The 18,932-nt window shown below is 72.1% G+C and carries 14 protein-coding genes; 8 read left to right on the top strand and 6 right to left on the bottom strand.

The window, feature by feature from the left end:
• Positions 1-32: 32 nt before the first annotated feature.
• Positions 33-1,676, bottom strand: a complete 1,644-nt coding sequence (locus AB7J25_RS04995) for a fatty acyl-AMP ligase (RefSeq protein WP_428505497.1) — start codon at positions 1,674-1,676, stop codon at positions 33-35.
• Positions 1,677-1,945: 269 nt separating this feature from the next.
• Here AB7J25_RS04995 and AB7J25_RS04990 point away from each other — a divergent pair, with 269 nt between their 5' ends.
• The 8 genes from AB7J25_RS04990 (at position 1,946) to AB7J25_RS04955 (ending at position 11,125) form a co-directional block, all read left to right on the top strand.
• Positions 1,946-3,340 carry a M20/M25/M40 family metallo-hydrolase gene (locus tag AB7J25_RS04990; protein ID WP_428505495.1) on the top strand — a complete coding sequence of 465 codons (1,395 nt, stop codon included), beginning with the start codon at positions 1,946-1,948 and terminating at the stop codon, positions 3,338-3,340.
• Positions 3,341-3,648: 308 nt separating this feature from the next.
• Complete coding sequence (locus AB7J25_RS04985) at positions 3,649-5,235, top strand: ATP-binding protein (protein WP_428505492.1); 1,587 nt, start codon at positions 3,649-3,651, stop codon at positions 5,233-5,235.
• Positions 5,232-5,960: a LuxR C-terminal-related transcriptional regulator gene (locus tag AB7J25_RS04980; RefSeq protein ID WP_428505490.1), complete on the top strand. Its 729-nt coding sequence runs from the start codon at positions 5,232-5,234 to the stop codon at positions 5,958-5,960. Before AB7J25_RS04985 ends, AB7J25_RS04980 begins: the two co-directional genes overlap by 4 nt.
• 133 nt (positions 5,961-6,093) lie before the next feature.
• Positions 6,094-7,104 (top strand): LLM class flavin-dependent oxidoreductase, encoded by a 1,011-nt coding sequence (locus tag AB7J25_RS04975; protein WP_428505488.1) that lies wholly within the window; start codon positions 6,094-6,096, stop codon positions 7,102-7,104.
• The gene (locus tag AB7J25_RS04970) at positions 7,101-8,717 is read left to right on the top strand and encodes an amino acid adenylation domain-containing protein (protein ID WP_428505486.1); all 1,617 of its coding nucleotides are present in this window, start codon (positions 7,101-7,103) and stop codon (positions 8,715-8,717) included. The genes AB7J25_RS04975 and AB7J25_RS04970 overlap by 4 nt, the downstream gene beginning before the upstream one ends.
• Positions 8,714-8,983, top strand: coding sequence for an acyl carrier protein (locus AB7J25_RS04965; RefSeq protein ID WP_428505484.1), 270 nt, complete (start codon positions 8,714-8,716; stop codon positions 8,981-8,983). Before AB7J25_RS04970 ends, AB7J25_RS04965 begins: the two co-directional genes overlap by 4 nt.
• 7 nt (positions 8,984-8,990) lie before the next feature.
• Positions 8,991-10,130 carry an N-acetyltransferase family protein gene (locus tag AB7J25_RS04960; RefSeq protein ID WP_428505482.1) on the top strand — a complete coding sequence of 380 codons (1,140 nt, stop codon included), beginning with the start codon at positions 8,991-8,993 and terminating at the stop codon, positions 10,128-10,130.
• Positions 10,127-11,125 carry a methionyl-tRNA formyltransferase gene (locus AB7J25_RS04955; RefSeq protein ID WP_428505479.1) on the top strand — a complete coding sequence of 333 codons (999 nt, stop codon included), beginning with the start codon at positions 10,127-10,129 and terminating at the stop codon, positions 11,123-11,125. The genes AB7J25_RS04960 and AB7J25_RS04955 overlap by 4 nt, the downstream gene beginning before the upstream one ends.
• On the opposite strand, the gene AB7J25_RS04950 is transcribed toward AB7J25_RS04955, so the two are convergent.
• The 5 genes from AB7J25_RS04950 to AB7J25_RS04930 all read right to left on the bottom strand — a co-directional run bounded on the left by AB7J25_RS04950 (position 11,118) and on the right by AB7J25_RS04930 (position 18,929).
• Complete coding sequence (locus tag AB7J25_RS04950) at positions 11,118-12,338, bottom strand: GH39 family glycosyl hydrolase (protein WP_428505477.1); 1,221 nt, start codon at positions 12,336-12,338, stop codon at positions 11,118-11,120. The two genes, AB7J25_RS04955 and AB7J25_RS04950, sit on opposite strands and share 8 nt — an antisense overlap.
• A 91-nt stretch (positions 12,339-12,429) precedes the next feature.
• Positions 12,430-16,221, bottom strand: coding sequence for a lipopolysaccharide biosynthesis protein (locus AB7J25_RS04945; protein ID WP_428505475.1), 3,792 nt, complete (start codon positions 16,219-16,221; stop codon positions 12,430-12,432).
• A 1-nt stretch (position 16,222) separates the two neighbouring features.
• Positions 16,223-17,011, bottom strand: coding sequence for a polysaccharide deacetylase family protein (locus AB7J25_RS04940; protein WP_428505474.1), 789 nt, complete (start codon positions 17,009-17,011; stop codon positions 16,223-16,225).
• A complete protein-coding gene (locus AB7J25_RS04935; protein ID WP_428505472.1) occupies positions 17,008-17,958 on the bottom strand; it encodes a glycosyltransferase family 2 protein in 951 nt (316 codons plus the stop codon). Before AB7J25_RS04935 ends, AB7J25_RS04940 begins: the two co-directional genes overlap by 4 nt.
• Positions 17,958-18,929 carry a GNAT family N-acetyltransferase gene (locus AB7J25_RS04930; RefSeq protein ID WP_428505470.1) on the bottom strand — a complete coding sequence of 324 codons (972 nt, stop codon included), beginning with the start codon at positions 18,927-18,929 and terminating at the stop codon, positions 17,958-17,960. The genes AB7J25_RS04935 and AB7J25_RS04930 overlap by 1 nt, the downstream gene beginning before the upstream one ends.
• Between the last annotated feature and the right edge of the window lie 3 nt (positions 18,930-18,932).

The following is an 18,932-nucleotide window of genomic DNA, read 5'->3' as shown; positions in this document are numbered from 1 at the left end:
CATCAGGCCGAGATGCGCATTCCGCAGGGCCGTCAGCCCCGCGCCAGCAGCAACGCCGCCGTTGCCGCACGGCGCAGCTTCCCCGACGGCGTCTTCGGCAGGCTCCCCGGTGTGAGCACGACGACCTCGGCGGGCCGCACGCCCACCGCCGACACCACCCGGCTCGTCACGTCGCTACGGATCCGCTGCTCGTCCTCGGTGCCCGCCTGCCGCGACTCCACGGCGACCGTGAACGACTCCCGGTGCCGCCCGTCCGCCGCGTCCAGCCGGACGGCGACGGCGTTGCCCGCCCGCACGCCGTCCGCGCCCGCGGCGGCGCGCTCGATGTCGGTCGGGTAGATGTTGCGCCCGGCCATGATGATCACATCCTTGCGCCTGCCGCACACCACGACGGAGCCCTCGGCGAGATAGCCCTCGTCGCCGGTGTCGAACCAGCCCTGCGCGTCCTGGGTGGCGATCGGCCCCTGCACGGTCAGGTAGCCGGGCGTCACGGACTCCCCGCGCAGCTGCAGCACCCCCACCTCCCGCTCGCCGAGCACCCGGCCGCCCTCGCCCACGACGCGCACCTCGATGCCCGGCAGCGGCGGACCGAGCTTCGGGAATCGACGCGACGGGCCGTACATCGCTGGCAGGGCGCGGCGCTGCGACTCGAGCGCATGCGCGTCGACCTGGTCGACCTGCAGGCCGGTGTCGATCGGCGCGAACGACACCCCCAGCGCCGTCTCCGCCATCCCGTACGCCGCGACGACGCAGTCCGGGCTCAGCCCGAAACGCGCCCCGGCCTCGGCGAACGCCTCGACCACGCCCGGGTCGATCGGCTCGGCGCCGTTGAGCGCAAAGCGCATGCTCGACAGGTCCAGCGATCCGGCCTCGGCGCGCGCGAGCCTGCGCGCGAGCACCGAGTAGGCGAAGTTCGGGGCGGCCGTCACCGATCCCCGGTACTTCGAGATCAGCTCGGCCCACAGGGTGGGACGCGACAGGAAGTCCATCGGCGTGACCGTGACCAGCTCCAGCCCGCACACCATCGGCGTGGTGAGGAACCCGACCATCCCCATGTCGTGAAACAGCGGGAGCCACGAGACGAGGACGTCGCGGGCCGGGTCCAGCTGTGCGGTGGCGGTCATCGCGGTGATGTTGGCGTGCAGGTTGCCGTGAGTGATGCGGACGGCCTTCGGCTTCGCGGTGGACCCGCTGGTGAGCTGAAGCAGCGCGGTGTCGCCCTCGCCCGCGACGTCCACGGCGGGCTCGACGGGCTCACCGTCCAGCTCGTGCAGGACGCGGAACGGGATGCCGCGCTCGGTGAGCACCGGGGCGAGGCCGTCGAACGGGGCACCGAGCAGCACCAGCCCGGCATCGACCATGCGCAGTACCGCGACCGTGTCCTCCGCCCACGCCATGAGGTCGGTGCGCGCGGTGGGCTGGTGCAGCATCGTGACGCTGCCGCCGCACAGCCACACGGCCTGCGCCGCCGGGGCGATGAGGGCGGGCTGGCCCGCGAGGATCCCGACCGCCGCCCGGGGCGCGACACCCGCGGCCCGCAGCGCGCCGGCCATTCCCCGGGCTCGGGAGTGCACGTCGGGCCACGGAGTGCGCACCGGGGTGGTCGGCTCGCCGGTGGTCATCCCGCGGTCGGAGTGCGCGGCGGTGTCGAGCATCGTCGCGAGAAACCGGGACATGGCGCCGAGCGTACGGCCCCGGGATGTCATCGCGTCGTGAGTGATCGGTGGCGGTGCGGCGGACGGGGGACGGGGGGTGACTCCGCCGGACAGGACGGCGATCACGGACCGACGGAACGCGCAACTCGCCCCCGCGGAAGACGCAACTCGCGGCGGCAGAACACGCAACTCGCCGCCGCAGAACGCGCAACTCGCCCCCGCAGAACACGCAACTCGCGGCGGCAGAACGCGCAACTCGCGGGCCGCGGCACGCGGTGTAACGTCGCCGGGTGGCTGACCAGCGTGAACCCGCCGTCGCATCCGCTCCCGACACTCTCCGGGACACGCCTCCCGCAGCGCTCGCCGCGGCCGTCGATGCGGTACTCCCCGGCGCCCTCGCCGACCTGCGCGATCTCGTGCGCATCCCGTCCGTTTGGGCCGACCGGGCGCACCGCGACGACACCCGTCGCAGCGCCGAGGCGGTGGCAGCGCTGGCCCGCGCGGGCGGCGCAGCCACCGTGCAGGTCGTGGCCGCGGGGGACGGCGCTCCGGCGGTGATCGCGCACTGGCCCGCCGCGGACGCCGGTGCGCCGACGGTCCTGCTCTACGCCCACCACGACGTCCAGCCCACCGGCGGGGACGAGCTGTGGACGAGCCCGCCGTTCGAGCCGACCGAGCGCGACGGGCGGCTGTACGGCCGCGGCGCCGCCGACGACAAGGCCGGTGTGATGACCCATCTCGCCGTGCTGCGCGCGTTCGGCGGGCGCCCGCCGGTGAACGTGGTGCTGTTCGTCGAGGGCGAGGAGGAGTCCGGCTCCCCGACGCTGGTCGAGCTGATGGCGGCGCATCGCGACGCCCTGGCCTGCGACGTCATCGTCATAGCGGACTCGGCCAACCCCGCGGTGGACGTCCCGGCGCTGACGACGAGCCTGCGCGGGCTGGTCGACTGCACGGTCGAGGTGGCGATGCTGGAGCGCCCGGTGCACTCCGGGCTCTACGGCGGCCCGGTCGGGGACGCACTCACCGCCCTGTGCCGCACGCTCGCGAGCCTGCACCACGACGACGGCCGCGTCGCCGTCCCCGGCCGGCTGCACCACCACGCAGACGCCCCCGACCCCGATCTCGCGACCTTCCGGTCCGACGTCGGCCTCCTCGACGGCGTGGAGCTGCTCGGCGAGGGCACGATCCTGGAACGCGCGTGGCAGGGCCCCGCCGTCGCCGTGCTCGGGATCGACGCACCGTCGGTCGCGGAGGCGTCGAACGTGCTGCTGCCGCGGGCGCGCGCGATGGTGAGCATGCGCCTGGCTCCGGGCGACGATCCGGCGGCCGCGCAGGACGCGCTCGCCGCCCACCTGACGGCGCATGTGCCGTGGGGTGCGCACGTCACCGTGACGCCGGGAGCGGCGGCGGCACCGTACGAGCTCAAGGCGGTCGGCGACGTCTACGACCTGGCGCGGCGCACGTTCGCCCAGGCCTACGGCAACGAGGTCGTGGAGACGGGCATCGGCGGCTCGATCCCGTTCATCGCGGAGTTCGCCCGGGCGTTCCCGGGGGCGGCCGTGCTCGTGACGGGGGTGGGCGATCCGGCGAGCCGGTGGCACGGGATCGACGAGAGCCTGCACCTGGGGATGTTCGGGCGGGGGGTGCTGGCGGAGGTGCTGCTGCTCGACGGGCTGGTCCGCTGACCCGTGTCACATAGACCGACGGGCGGTGCTGGCCCTCCTCCACCGAGACGTCGGGGCGCGGCATCCGGCCCTGAACGGCCAGTCACATCGCCTACGATCAGATCGTGCCCCATAGATACTGTGGACCAGCCGAGCTTCGCCAGCCTGCGGCCCTGATCGGATGAAACATTGTCCCCCTGTAACACGAGGTAACAAACGACGAGTTCAGCTCAGCGTCACGACCTACAACTTCATCACCTGATTGCCGTAGCTCGATTGCGCTAACGGACGTCACGCTCTGCAATGTCGAACCGTCTCCGGCGGAGAGGGTGACAGCACAGGCTGCCGCGCACAGCGGCACCGGCGAGCGTGGGCCGCCGACGAACGGGGACGTCGACGGCACGTACACCACCAGGGGACTGACCATGCGTTCGAAGATCACCGAAGCCGTCTCGGGGGCGGGCCGGCCGGTCGCATTGCTCGACTCAGTGCTCGTGCTCGGTGCGCTCGCGCTCCTGGCTGCCATCTGCATTCCCCTGGAGCAGGCCCTCCCCGCCGACGAGATCACGATCATCATGGCGCTGTTCGCCGCGGCGGCCGGGACGACCGCCGCGATGCTCGCGGTGATCGCGGCGCGGCTCACCGACGACCATCGGCTCACCTGGATCACACTCGCCCTCGGCTGCTACAGCCTGGTGGTGATCCCCACGGCCGCTGCCGGCGCCCTCGGCGCGGCACCGGCGCCCATGGTCGGCGCCGTCCGTTCCCTTCTGCACTGCCTCGTGGTAGCGCTGCTCGTGACGGCGCTGGTCGCCCCGGCCCCGCTCAACCGCTGGCAGACCGTCGGCGCCGCGATCTGCGCGGTGGGCCTCGCGATCGGCGTCGCGGGCCTCGGCTCCGCGTTCCCCGCCGCCGGCAACGCGCTGTCGACGAATCTCCCCATCCGCTACGCCGTCGCCGCGTCCTGGACGATCGCGGCAGTCGCCGTCGCGCTGCAAGCGGCGCGGAACCGTAGCCCGCGCCTGTCGCAGGTCGGTGCCGGGATCGCGGTGATCGGACTCGCCCACTTCGGGCAGATCAACGCCGGTGACATCGCCTCCCCCGGTGACCTCGGCCTGGTCTTCTCGACCATCCGGATGGCCGGAGTGATCATCGTGCTCTGGGCATCGCTCAACCTCGCCCGCGAAGCGGTCGGCCGGCTCGACGCCCATCTGGCCGACCACGAGGAGCAGCTGCGCCTGGCGGACATCCGGCTCGCGCGCGCCGCCGAGCGGGACCACGAGCTGCGCAACGGGCTCGCCGGCCTGGCTGGAGCCACGAACCTGCTCGGTGTGCGCGACGACCCGCAGGCCGCGCTGCTGGGCACCGTCGTCGCCTCGGAGCTCAGCCGGCTCGACGAGCTGCTGCGGACCCCCGCAGACCGGCCCCGACCGGCACCGGTGGAGGCGTACGCGGTGACTCCGGTGCTGCACGGCCTCGTCGCGCTGCGCAGCTCGACCGGGATGGACATCCACCTCGAGGCCGACCCCGGCCTGCGCGTCCTCGGCTCCTCGCGCCTGCTCACCCAGGTGCTCACGAACGTGCTGGCCAACGCCGCCGCACACGCCCCGGGCAGCCCGGTGGACATCCGCGCCCGGCACCGCGGCGTCCGCGTCGTCATCGAGGTGTCCGACCGGGGCCCTGGGGTTGCCCCCGGCAAGGAGGAGGCGGTGTTCGAACCCGGGCACCGTCGTGGCGAGTCGACCGGCCTCGGCCTCGGCCTGCACATCTCCCGTCGCCTGGTGACAGGTCAGGGAGGCACGATCTCGATCCGGCCGGCCGACCCGCTGTGCCCCGGCTGCACGGTCGTCGTGGACCTTCCCGCTGCCGAGGTGTCCTCTGCCGCCGCGGCCGTCGGCAGCCGCGTCGCGTCATGACCGCAACGCTCGGCTCGGCTGGCGCAACGGTCCCGGCCTTCGGTTACCCGGTCCTGGTCATCGACGACCACGAACTGTTCAGCACCTCGCTCACGATGGCGTTGCGCTCCGAGGGGTTCGACGCCCGGGCCCTCACGGTCGCCTGCGTACGGGACTTCATGAACGGGCCGACACCCGGGCGAACCGGCCTGGTGGTGCTCGACCTCGACCTCGGGCAGGACGCGGAGGGCAACTGGGTCAACGGGGCCGATCTCGTCGAGGGACTGCGCAGACACGGCTGGACGGTGCTGATCGTCAGCGGGAGCGTCGACCGGCCGGGGGTCGCCGCGGCGATCGCCGCGGGTGCGATCGGCTCGGTCCCCAAGTCGCGGTCGTTCGACGTGCTGCTCGCGACGGTGAGCGCCGCGGCGCGCGGGGAGTCGGTCATGACCGAGCAGGAGCATCAGGCCTGGCTGGAGCGCCATCGCCGCTACATCGCCCGCGAGCGTGAGCTGGCACGACGGCTGTCGCGGCTCAGCCCCCGCGAACGGGAGGTGCTGGAGATGCTCGCTGAGGGTCGGCGCGCCGCGAGCATCGCGGAACACTTCGTCGTGAGCATGCCGACGGTCCGCACGCAGATCCGTTCCATCCTCACGAAACTCGAGGTGAGCTCGCAGCTGGAGGCCGTCGCGCTGTTCCGCCAGCAGCGGCTCGAGCCAGGCAACCGGCGCGGCCGCCGTCTCTGACGCGCCTCAGGCACCGCCGTACTGGGTGAAACATCTAATTTGCGGACGCCCCCGGACCCGCCGAATCCATTGCGACGATGTGCTGGGTGCGGAGCACTCGCCCACATCGACCGGCGGGAGAGGTGGATCAATCGTGCGGATCTACACGACGTGTCCACCCTCGAAGGGGATCAGCGGGACCGACTACTTGCCGATGGTCCGCGACATCGCGCGGTGGAGCGACCGGGCAGGGTGCGAGGGGATCCTCGTCTACACCGACAACGGCCTGGTAGACCCGTGGCTAGTATCGCAGGTGATCATCCAGGCGACCCGCCGGCTCTGTCCGCTGGTCGCGGTCCAGCCCGTCTACATGCACCCATACGCGGTGGCGAAGATGGTCGCTTCGCTCGCCCACCTGCACGGACGAGCCGTGCACCTGAACATGCTGGCCGGCGGATTCCGCAACGATCTGATCGCGCTGGGCGACGACACCGAGCACGACGAGCGCTACCGGCGGACGGTCGAGTACACCCGGATCGTCATGGCGCTGCTGCGCGACGAGGGTCCGGTGACCGTCGACGGGCAGTACTACACGGTCAAGGGTCTGCGCCTGCGGCCGAAGGTCCCCGCCGAGCTGTTGCCGGACGTGCTGGTATCCGGGTCCTCCCCGGCCGGCCGCGAGGCCGCGCGCGCGCTCGACGCCACCGCCGTCAAGTACCCCCAGCCGCCGGGCCAGGAGATCGAGTGGATGACCGACGGTCTCACGGGTGGCTTCGGCATCCGGGTCGGCATCGTCGCGCGGGACACGACGGACGAGGCCTGGCGGGTGGCGCACGAGCGCTTCCCGACCGACCGGAGCGGGCAGATCACCCACCGGCTCGCGATGGCCGTGTCCGACTCGCACTGGCACGGTCAGCTGTCCGGCGACGAGCACGCCGGCCCCGATCTCGACGGCGAGCCGGATCCGTACTGGTTGGGTCCGTTCCAGAACTACCGGACGTTCTGCCCCTATCTCGTCGGCAGCTACGACCGCGTCGCGCGGATGCTGAGCCACTACATGGACCTCGGCACGAGCACATTCATCCTCGACGTCCCACCGAGCGAGGAGGAGCTCGCCCACTGCGCGGTCGTCTTCGCCAAGGCACAGGAGATGGTCACGACATGATCACCCGACTGCAGGACTACCTGACCCGCTCGGCTGAGCGCGACGCATCCGCTGGCGCGCTCGTCATGGGTGACGAGCGACTGACCTACGGCGACCTCGAGGCGGCCACCAACCGCGTCGCCCGCCTGTTGCAGGAGTCCGGCTGCCGCGCCGGCGACCGGGTCTGCGTCCTGGCAAGCAAGACCCCGCGCACCGTGGCGAGCCTGCTGGCCGTCCTCAAGGCCGGTGGCGTGTACGTGCCGATCGACAGCTCGAGCCCCGCCGCGCGGGTCGCGAGGATCTTCGAATCGGCACAACCGACACTGGTCCTCGCCGACGACTCGGCCGTCCCGCTGATCGACGGGCTGATCGACGCGGGCGCCCTGTCGCGGCTCATCACCCCGATCGGCTCGGTGGACGCGCCCCTGTACGGCGACAGGTTCGCCTCCGGATTCGCGTGGGACGACGCCGCACGCCTCTCGCCCGCACCGCTGCCGGCCCCGCAGAGCACCGGAGACCTCGCACACCTGCTCTTCACCTCCGGCTCGACCGGTGTGCCCAAGGGCGTGATGATCACGCACGCGAACGTCGTGGCGTTCGTCGAGTGGGCCGTCACGTACTTCGGGACGCGTCCGACCGACCGGATCTCCGGACACCCCCCGCTGCACTTCGACCTGTCGACGTTCGACATCTTCGCGACGCTGGCGGCGGGCGCTGAGCTGCACCTCGTCCCGGGCAACCTGAGCGTCAACCCGCGCGCCCTGGCGGCGATGATCCGCGACCGCGAGCTCACGCAGTGGTTCTCCGTACCGTCGGTGCTGACCTACCTCGCGAAGTTCGACGCGATCGCCCAGGACGACTTCCCGGCCATGGAGCGGTTGCTGTGGTGCGGCGAGGTGCTGCCCACACCGGTCCTCGCGCACTGGATGCGCCGGCTGCCGCACGTGCGCTTCACGAACCTCTACGGTCCCACCGAGGCCACGATCGCGAGCAGCTACTACACCGTTCCGGCCTGCCCCGTCGACGAGACCGAGCCGATCCCGATCGGCACAGCGTGCGACGGCGAGTCGCTGCTCGTCCTGGACGAGCAGCGGCGCCCGGTCCCGTCGGGCGAGATCGGTGACCTCTACATCTCGGGCGTGGGGCTCTCCCCCGGGTACTGGCGCGACGAGCAGAAGACCGCCGACGCCTTCGTGACCGGCCCCGGCACGGGCGAACGCATCTACCGCACCGGCGACCTCGCCCGGCTCGGCGAGGACGGGCTGGTGCACTTCCTCGGCCGCGCGGACTCGCAGATCAAGAGCCGCGGCTACCGTATCGAGCTCGGCGAGATCGAGGCCGCGGTCAACGCCCAGTCCGGGGTGCGCGAGTGTGCCGTCGTCGGGGTCGACGTCGGCGGGTTCGAAGGCACGACGATCTGCTGCACCTACTCGCTCTCCGACGGCGTCGACCTGCAGCCGCTCGCACTGCGGACCGCAGTGTCGAGCCTCCTGCCGCCCTACATGCTGCCGGCGCGGTGGCAACAGCTGGAGGCGCTGCCGAAGAACGTCAACGGCAAGATCGACCGCAAGGAGCTCCGGGAGGCCTTCACCCGCGAACTGGCCTCGCGCGGACAGTCGGTGGGTGGCGCGTGAACCGCAGCGGCGCAGACCTCGACGACCGCATCCTCGGCCTGGTCCGGGAGCGCCTGAGTATCGACGTACCGGACGCCGACGTCGACCTGATCGAGACCGGGCTGGTGGACTCTCTCGCGCTGGTCATGCTGATCACGTCGATCGAGGAGACGTTCGCCTGCGAACTCCCCCTCGACGACTTCGACATCGAGAACTTCCGCTCGGTGCGACGCATCACTACGTACTTGGACGAGTCGGGGGTCCTCGACGCCCGGGGCACCTGGTGAGGCTGCCATGAGCGGTATCCGCCCCTTGGCCCGCGAGGACCTCCCAGAGGTGTGTTCCCTCTACGAGCGGGTGGTTCGATCGGGCACGCCAGAGCACCCGCTCGCGCTGGAGGACTACTTCGCGCGGACCCTGATCGATCATCCGTGGTTCGACGAGGACATTCCGTCCCTGGTGTACGAGACCCGCGAAGGCGAGATCGCCGGGTTCCTCGGCTCCTACGCCCGCCGGATGCGCCTGGACGGGCGCGCCGTCCGCCTCGGGTGCAGCGGGCAGCTGGTCGCCGCACCGGAGGCCCGCCACAAGGGCGTCGGAGCGCTGCTGATGCGCCGCTACCTGGCGGGACCGCAGGACATCACGATCACCGACGGAGCGACCGACTATGTGCGCCGGATCTGGACCGGCCTCGGCGGCCGCACCGACACTGCCGCGTCGATCGGCTGGGTGAAGTTCCTGCGCCCGGCCCAGGTCGGCGCGTTCCTCTCCCGCAGGCGCGGGCGCAGGTGGCTCACTAGGTCCATCGGGTTCGTCGGATCCCCGGTCGATGCGGCGGCCCGCCGCCTCGCGGGCCGGGTACCAGGCGTCCTCCCCCTTGAGCCGCAGACCTTCACCGAGCAGCTCGACGCCGCCACGCTCGTCGAACAGGTCGGGTCGGCGGCGCGACATCTGCGGCTGCATCCCGACTACGACACGGCGTACGTCGACTGGCTCTTCGAGGAGCTCGCCGCCGTGACCTTCCGCGGGACCCCGGTGCGCCATCTTGTCCGGGACGTCCGCGGCCGCGTGCTCGGCTGGTACGTCTACTACCTCGAACCGGGGTCGGTCGCCCAGGTCATGCAGGTCGCGGCACCCGGCGGTGACATGGCAGCCGTGCTCGGGCACCTGTTCTGGCACGCCGACTCCCAGGGTGCGGCGGCAGTGACCGGACGGGTCGAGGCGCACACGGTGAGTGAGCTGCACGGCAACCGGTGCCTGCTGGTGCCGAGCGAGTGGAGCCTCGTGCACAGCGAAGACCAGAGCGTCCTCGCCCTGCTGGGAACGCCGGAGACCTTGCTGACCCGCCTCGACGGCGAATGGTGGATGGGCCACCACTCCCTGTGGCTGAGCACCGAGGCGATCGCCGCGCGGCTCGCGGCAGCGACACCATGAGGATCGCGCTGGCCGCGGAGGAGTCCGCGGGGGTGCAGACGCTGCGCCTCCTGGCCGATTCCAGCCACGTCATTCCCCTGGTGCTGACCGCGTCGAGCTCCACCGACCGGGCCCGCGGCCTGACCGTCGCGGCCGTCGCCGCAGATCTCAGCATCCCGACGTTGCCTGGCACCGCGGTTCGCGACGCGGGCCTCGCGGGCGTCCTGCGGGACCGGGAGGTCGATGTCCTGCTGAACGTGCACTCGCTGCACGTCGTCTCGCCGGCGGTGCTGGCGGCGCCGCGCGTCGGGTGCTTCAACCTGCATCCGGGACCGTTGCCCGGCTACGCCGGCCTGAACGCGCCGAACTGGGCGCTCTACCACGGCGAGACGACCCACGCCGTGACGCTGCACTGGATGGCGCCGGGGATCGACACCGGTGCCGTCGCGTACGAGTCCTCGTTCCCCGTCTCGCCGGACGACACCGGCTTCAGCCTCTCCGCGGCCTGTGTGCGACGGGGGCTGGAGCTCGTGTCTCGGCTGCTGACGGCCCTCGCGACCGACGTGACGACCGTCCCGGTCATCGAGCAGGACAGCACCGGACGGCGGTACTTCGGGCGGGGCATCCCGCACGACGGGTGGATCCCGTGGAGCGAGGACGCCACCCGCGTGACCGGGCTGGTCCGCGCCTGCGACTACGGCCCCTGGGCGTCGCCGTGGGGGCGCCCCCGTACCCGTGGCGTCGACGGGCTGGAGATCACGGTGCGCCGGGCGCAGCGCACCGGGGTCCTTGCGACCGAGCCGCCGGGAACCGTCGGTAGCTGCGACGTCGACCAGGCCTGGGTCGCCACCCGGGACGAATGGGTGGCGATCAGCAGGCTCCAGGTCGACAACTCCCCGTCGCCGGTCGATCTCGTGATGTCGCCGGGCGACGTGCTCGGCGTCCCGACCCGGCGCTGCACTGAGCCTGAATCCACCGGCCGCTCCCGGTGCTCGGGCGGTCGGGACCTCAGGTGATCGCCGTCCGTGTGATCCAGCGGGTCTCGTACGGGCCGAGGACGACCTCCCGACCGTCCTGTCCGAACATCCGTGGCTCGCCCGTGGTGTTGACGGCGACGAGCCGTTCTGGCGAGGCGAGGATCCGTACGCCCGGTGGCTCGGGCACGGCGACAAGCGGGGTTCCGCGGGGGAACGACCGGGCGAACTCCTGCAGGACGGCGAGGTAGGGCAAGGGGGCGCCGCCACCCATCTCCTCGGTGTCGGTCCACAGGCACGAGGCGCACCCCGGGCCGGCGGGGGCCGGATTCCAGTAGAGCACCGTGTCCGCACCGGCCGCTGCCAGCTCGATGAGCGCTGCGGTCCGCAGCGCGACCCGTCGATCGGCGCTCCAGTCCGGACGGTCCGGGCCGACGTACCACTCGGCCCACCACAGCGGCAGCGAGGTCCGTTCCCGCACCCAGCGGGACACGGCCGACAGCTTGCCCAGCGCAGCGAACTCGTCCGGCGCACCCCCGGCGGTGGTGGCCAACCCGTCCACGACTACGAAGTCGGCCCCCACGTTGTGCGTGAGCCAGTACTCCACGACATCCAACGAACGTCGGTCGAGTGCCCCCCAGTCGCCGCGGACGGCGGAGGCATGCATCCACGCGTTCGGCCTAGCGGTGGCCATCCCCATGTAGGGGCCGCCGACCTGGATGTCGGGGTTCACCGCCTTCAGCGCGACGTACACCTGGTTGTAGAGGTCGGTGTAGGCCTCCGCGTCCCACTTCCCTGCCTCGTCGTCGAAGAAGCCCTTGAGCTCGTTCCACACCATGAAGTGCCGCACGTCGGGATAGCGGCGGGCGATCACAGCGCTCAGCTCGGCGAAGTCGGCGAAGTGCTGCGGGAGCGGTGCGGTCTCGATCTCGTCCCAGTCGGTGTGGCCCGCCTGCCCGCCCTTCATCCAGTCCGGCGCGCAGCACAGCGTGATCACGGGTACGCCCGCGGAGCGCCGGATGAAGTCCATCCGGCTGTCCAGGCTCTCGAAGTCGTACATGCCTGGCGACGGTTCGGGGTTCCCGGCGCCCCAGCCCATGATCGGCTGCACCTGCACGAGCGGCTGCTGGGCCAGGGCGCCGACGATAGCCGTGACCGCCTCGGGCTCGCCATGGTCCGCGCTGAACTGGGTATGTGTGAAACCCCATCGGGGCCATTCCCGGGCCGGCGACGGCGCGCTCGCCGCCGCGGTCACCAGAATCAGGATCGCGCCGATCAGAGCGGCCCGCCCAGCCACCGTCCACCCTGTCCCGGTCGGCTGAAGCCGTCCCACGTCCATCCTCCGGTCATGCCAGCAGCACCAGCCGTTCGATGATCACGAGCAGCAACCCCACCGCCAGTATGCCGACGATCCACGAGACCGTCCTGTCCCCGACCGGACGACCCAGGATGCGCCGGATCTCCCGGCTTCCGACGAGCACAGTGAGCCCGGCCAGGAGGATCAACCCGAACCCCGTCCAGGGAGTCGATCCGATGTCCACCGACGACACCGGTGGCGCCGGCGCCGGCGCCGGGGGTGGCAGGCCCCGCACCCGGTACACGGCGGCACCGTCGGTTCCCGCCACCCGCTCGATCTCCGGTCGCGCGGTGAGTGCGCGGGCGAACCGCTCGCCCCAGTCCGGCGGGTAGCCGAGGTTGATCCGCAGGTAGGCCTCCGTCTCGGCCGTCGTCACGAGGTAGGCGCCCGGCCCCAGGTCACGCAGGGCCGCGACGAGGTCGGAGACGTCGCTCGGGTCCTCAGGCGCGGGAAGGTTGGTGTACCGCGTGCGCTCGGCGTCGCGGTAGCCCACGGGGAGGAACGGGGGTGCATCGGTCGCCGGGAGCGTGACCGAGACGACCCGTACCACCCCCGGCTGGTCGTAGACGAACTCGACGGCCTCGAGCGCGGCGGGGTCCGTGCGCTCGTAGGCCTCGTTGCCGAAGCGGGCGACCAGGAACGCCCCGACCAGCGCCAGCATCGTCGCGCCGAGCACGATGAAGGCGAGCGGGCGCGGGCGCTTCCCGTCGATCGCCGGCAGGAAGGCGCACGCTGCGAGGATCGCCGCGGCGGGCAACACGAAGAGGTAGGCGCGCAGCATGATCTCGCCGCCATAGCTCTGCAAGCCGACCGTGAGCAGCGGGACCACGAGCAGGACGACGAGCACCCGATCCGCGATGCCGCGACGCCGACGGCGCAGCAGGCCGATCCACGCCAGACCGGCGACGAAGAGGGCCAGCCCGACCCGCGTGAGGACGACGTGTTGATGCTCGGCGCCCGCACCGGCGCGTTCGACGATGCTCGTGCTGAGATTGCCGCCCACGTCGCCGACGCCACCCAAGAGCTTCGCGAGGTGCCCGCTCCAGAAGTCGACCGCCAGGTAGCTGATGAACGTGGCGAGCAGCGCGGCGAGCAGCACCGGGAGACTGCGGGGCGCGCAGCGGCCGACGAGCACCAGCGCGGCGCAGGCGGCCACCATGACGAACGGGGTCAGCTGGTGCCCGGCGACCGCGACCAGGAAGACGCCGACCAGCACCAGGAGGATCGCCGCTCGCAGCCTCGGCCCGACGGGCGTCGGGGGCAGCTCGCCGGCCACGGTGGCCGGCGGGAACCCGAGCCGGCGACCGATCGTCGACCACCGGCCCGGCGGCACCTCCGTACCGGCCGGCGCGCGCAGCCAGGTCACGATGCCCGCGATGAAGACGAGGTAGAGGCCGTAGGTAAAGCCCTGGGGGGAGAAGTAGTCCTGGCCGATCCAGTTCAGCACGCCGAACAGCCACGCCGACGTCCACGCCGCCTGCCAGCTCATCCGCAGGTTCCGGATGAGCAGGGCCAGCGGCAGCAGGTAGAGCAGGTTCGACACCACGGGCACGAAGCCGAGCAGCGGCACGAGCTCGGAGCTCGGGCGGTCGCCCAGCCAGAACGCGACGAGGGCGAAGAACCCCGGCCAGCTGAATCGCGCGTCGAGGCCTTCCGCGAGGCCGCCGGTGCGGGAGATGAACTCGACGAACCCGAGGTGGACCCACGTGACGTTGAACCTCGGCTGTGGCGAGGCGAACAGCGTGGCCCCGTGCAGGCAGCAGATCGTGGCGACGAGCAGCGCCGCGAGCAGGAAGCGGTTCTGCCGCCGCCGGGCCAGGGTCGCCAGGAACGTGACCGTGAGCAGGCCCAGTCCCGCGAGGACGATCACGGGCAGGCCGGAGACGAGCCCGTAGCCGTCCACCGCGGCGGGCCGGACCTCCGCGAGCCCCCGCACGGTGAGGGTCACGGCAACGGCGCCGACCAGGCCGAGCAGCCACGGGAGGAGCCGCGCGATCCTGCCCGGTGCCGGGGCGGGCGGTGCCTCGCCGGCGGTTGGGACGGCGGCCGCGGAAGCCTCATCCTCGGGCGCCGCCACCTCGGGAGCCGCCTCGTCGGCAGCGGCGTCCCCGGGAGCGGCGTCCCAGGGTGGGGCATCCGCGGGAGCCGATTCCCCGCGAGCCGCGTCGCCGGGAGCGGCATCCCAGGGTGGGGCATCCGCGGGAGCCGGATCCGCGAGTGTCGGGTCGTCGAGTGCCGGGTCCCCGGCCGGGCCGCCCCCGCCCGGCCGGTCCGCGGTCAACGGTGCGTCCCGGTCCTCCGGGGCCGCCGGCGGGTCCGGCTCGGACCGCCCGTTCGGCGTTGCTTGGCCTGCACCGGCTCCGTCCCCGTCACGCACGAAGCGGACGAACGCGGGGGCCACCGCGGCGGCGACGGCGACCTGGCTCAGCAGCACGGCCACGCCGACACCGGTGATCAGCTCGGTGTCGGACCCGCCGCTGCCGACGCACAGGTAGACCCACACGGCGACGGCGGCGACGGCGAGCCCGCCGGAGCCAACCTGCACCCGGACGATCTCGCGGACCCGGCTTCGCGCGCGCAGCACACCGACCCAGATCTCGATCATCATCCGGGGGATCGCCGCGATCCCTAGCGCCTGCAGCATCGACGTGGCCTCCACGTACCCGCTGCCGAGCAGCTCGAGGCACGTCGGCGCAGCGACGCCCAGGAACACGGCGGCGGTCACGGTCAGCAGGGCGCCCCGGCGGAGCGCCGCACGGGTATTGATCACGAGTCGGCGGGCCTCGTAGACGCCCTCCACGGTCAGCGAGTGAGCGAGGTTGATGCCCAGCAGGTTCAGCGCGCCGGCGGTGATCCAGGCGATGTAGAAGTAGGCGAACGTCGACGGCTCCACGAACGGCGCCACGAGGACGGGCGGAACCGTCGCGGCCCCGAACATGAACAGCGATCCCGCATAGTCCGCGAGGAAGAACCGGCCGATGGTGCGGCGGGTGGGCGGCGACTGGTCCGCCGGGCTTGCGGCCACGTGCCAGGGAACGAGCCGCCCGAAGATCAGCGCGTTGATCGGCAGGATCAGCAGCATCATCGGGACGATCCACGCGAGGTAGACCCCGTCCCCGGGGAACGACGCGGCCAGCACGACGAGGAGCACGATCTTCGCGATCCCGAAGACGACGTTCTCCATCGGCACCCACACCGCGCTGCGCAGCCCGACCAGCACGCCGTCCTGCACGGTGAAGATGCCCGCCGCGACGACCGCGAGCAGGAACCATCCCGCAGTCACCGGATCGCGCAGCAGCTCGAAGGAGGTCCCCCACTGCCCCAGGAAGAGCAGGAAGCCCAGGGTAAGGACGAGGACGGCCGCCGAGCTGAGCGCGTAGGCGGCGCCGATGAGGCGACCGGTCCGCCGCCCGCTCTCCGGGATGAACCGGCTGAGCGTGCCGGCGAGGTTGATCGCGACGACGCCCGACAGCACCGTCATCGCCGAAATCAGCGCGGACGCGCGGCCGACGTCTGAATCGTCGTACAGGCGCGCCGCGAGCGCCCAGAACCCCAGGCCCAGCAGGGCGGTGAGACCGGTGTTGGCGATCAGCGCGTAGGCATTGCGGAAGAAGGGGTCGGCCAGATGGTTGCGCAGCTGGACGCGCCAGGCCTCCCGGTGCGGCGCCTCGGCCTCGGCGACGTCGACGACGCAGCCGTTCGACGCAGCGCGGTCGATCTGCGGCTCGCTCTCGGCGAGGGCAGAGGTCGGCACCACGGCGCTCTGGTCGACATCGGTCATCTCAGCGACTCCGCATTCCGGAACGTGCACGACGCACGGCCTTCCACCCCGCGGTGAGGCAGCGGTCCATGGCGAACGTCCGCCCGATCCGGCGGCCCTGCACCAGCAGCGCGAACGTCTCCAGGTCGGTCGAGCGCCGGACGGTGAGCCGCGGGAGCGCATAGCCGTCGTGTCCGGCGCCCGCGAGCCGATTGGCCACCGCGGCGGCGTGCCGGAAGCCGGCACCGCGCGCGGCGTCACGCACCCGGGGGCTCCAGTACCCGAACGGGTAGGCGACGGCGGGCACCGGGGCCGCAAGCCGCTCCTCCAGCAGCGCCTTGCTCGTGGCCAGCTCCTCGGCGAGCAGCCCGTCGGGCAGCTGGTCCAGCTCCGGGTGGCTGTGGCTGTGCGCACCGACCTCGACGCCTGCGGCCGCGCTCTCGGCGACCTGGCTCCAGGTCATCATCCGGTCCAGGGGCCGCCCGGCGCGGTGGGAACCCGCGTCGTCGAGCCATCCTGTGGTGACGAAGACCGTCGCGGTGCAGCCGAAGCGCTCCAGCAGGGGGAGCGCGGTCTCGTGGAAGTCCGCGTAGCCGTCGTCGAAGGTCAGCGCGACGGCCCGCTCGGGCAGCGCCGGGCCGCCCGCCATCGCCTCCGCCACATCGGAGAAGGTCACAGTGGCGACGTCGTGGTCGCGCAGGTGGGCGAGCTGGTCGGCGAACGACGCCGGGCCGACCGAGAGCCGGTGGGTCGACCGCGGAGGGTGCTCGGCGACCGAGTGATACATGAGCACGGGGACGGGCCCGGTCATCGCGTCACCCGTGTCACGGCGCCGCGCAGCGTGCCGAGCGCGAAGCCCGCAGTGGTGAAGAGCAACCCCGAGGCGATCGCACCCGAACGGGCCAGCCCGGCGAGGTCTCCGCGCACGGCGTCACGGAGGCCACGCGTCGCGCCCCGCCGCAGGGTGACCCTCGCGTACCGCCGCTCCGCGGACAGCCCGTCGGCGACGCCGACGCTGCGGGTCACCTGGGCCTTGGAGAGCCCTTCGGAGAAGCAGCGCGTCCGGAAGTACCCGAACCGCTCGCGCTGACGTGGCACCCGGTGGTGGATGACTGCACCGGCGTCGTAGACGAACACGCTGCCCGGGATGCGCTGAGCCAGCCGGATGCAGAACTCGGTCTCCTCGCAGCCCAGCGGCCTGCGGTCGGCCGCCGAGCGGCCGATCCCCTCCGGAAAACCTCCGGCCCGCACGAATGCCTCGCGCCGAAACGACGCGTTCCCGCCGAGCAGGTTGCGCACCCGGCCGGGTTCGCGGCCTACGAAGGTGCAGCCGACGGTCCAGTCGAACTCCTCAGGCAACCAGGTGGGGCGCCCCGTCTCCCAGAGGGGCAGTGTGAGCCCGCCGACCCCCATGACCTCCGGCTCGACATAGCCTGCGAGGAGATGGCCGAGCCATCCCGGCTCCGCGACGGCGTCATCGTCGAGGAACGCCACCACTTCCCCCGTCGCGAGCCCCACACCGGTGTTCTTCCCCCCGGACAGGCCCCGGAGATGGCGGTTCTCCACCACCAGCACATCGGGCAGCTCGGCCCGCAGCCGGGCGAAGAGGGTCGGATTGTGATCGACCACGAGGATGATCTCGTGTGCGGGGAGCCGCTGGATCCGGACCGACTCGATCGCCGCAAGTACGTCGTCCCATCGTCGCTCGGTGTACGCGCAGATCACGACCGAGACGGAAAGGGCGGCATCGTCCGGCATCAGCTGAGCTCCTCACGGGTCGGGTGGGCCGTGGCGGTGCGGATGCGCACGCGGCCAGTTGCCTTGAGCGCGCGGTCCGCGGCGCGGAACAGGACGGGATGGGCCGTGACGGTGTTGCGCAGGCGCCGCGCCGGCTCGCGCCGTGCCCAGTGCAGTGCGGCACCCGGTACCCGGCGGGTGACCCTGCCCTCGGCGACGGTGAGGTCGCCGGTCTTGAGCCACTCCTTGTAGTCCTTCGCACCGCGCCCCAGGTCCACCTGGAGCACGCCGGCGTCGGCGGCCGCACGGGCCAGTTCCAGGTGGAGCAGCAATCCCGGGGAGTAGCGCGCGAAGTCAGGGTTGTACGCGGGAAACCAGGTCGGGACGACCTGCTCCGAGCGCAGCCCGACATGGCCGGCGACGATCGTGTCGCCCGCGTAGAGCACTGACAGCAGCCCCGAGAAGGCCGGGGTACGGGTGGCAAGCAGGGTCTCGACCAGCTCAACGATCCATCGGCGGGCGAACCGGTCCGAACGGCCGGTCCGCCGGTACTGCGCGGACTTCCAGGCCAGCACGGTGCGCAGCGCGGCACGGTCGTCGGAGTTGTAGACGAACCGCGGCTCACCGTGCTCCCGGGTGAGCTTGCGGCGCCGCCGCGGCAGGTCGCGGATGCGCGAGGCGGTGCGCCCGGCGAGGTATGCGGGGAACCCGCCGCGCAGGTCGATCACCGGGGACGGGGCGTGGCACAGAACAAAGGGTTCGAGGGGCTCGAGCCCGCAGACCAGGTGGTCGAACTCCCATATCGCGAGGCCGCACCGGCGCAGGAGCTCGCGCGGGTCCCACTCCAGACCTGGGGCGTGCACGAGGCCCTGGCAGTCGGTGAGCCCGGCCGCGATCGGCTTCCCGTAGCCGAACGGTCCCGTCTCGAACGGGAAGAAGCCGAGGGCGCCGCCCGGACCCGACAGCACCGCCACCCGGGCTTCCGGCCGCACCTG

The sequence above is a fragment of the Pseudonocardia sp. genome, assembly GCF_050246655.1.
Classification (GTDB): domain Bacteria; phylum Actinomycetota; class Actinomycetes; order Mycobacteriales; family Pseudonocardiaceae; genus Pseudonocardia.
The sequence above is the reverse complement of the archived record's forward strand: the minus strand, read 5'-3'. Positions and strand labels throughout refer to the sequence as shown.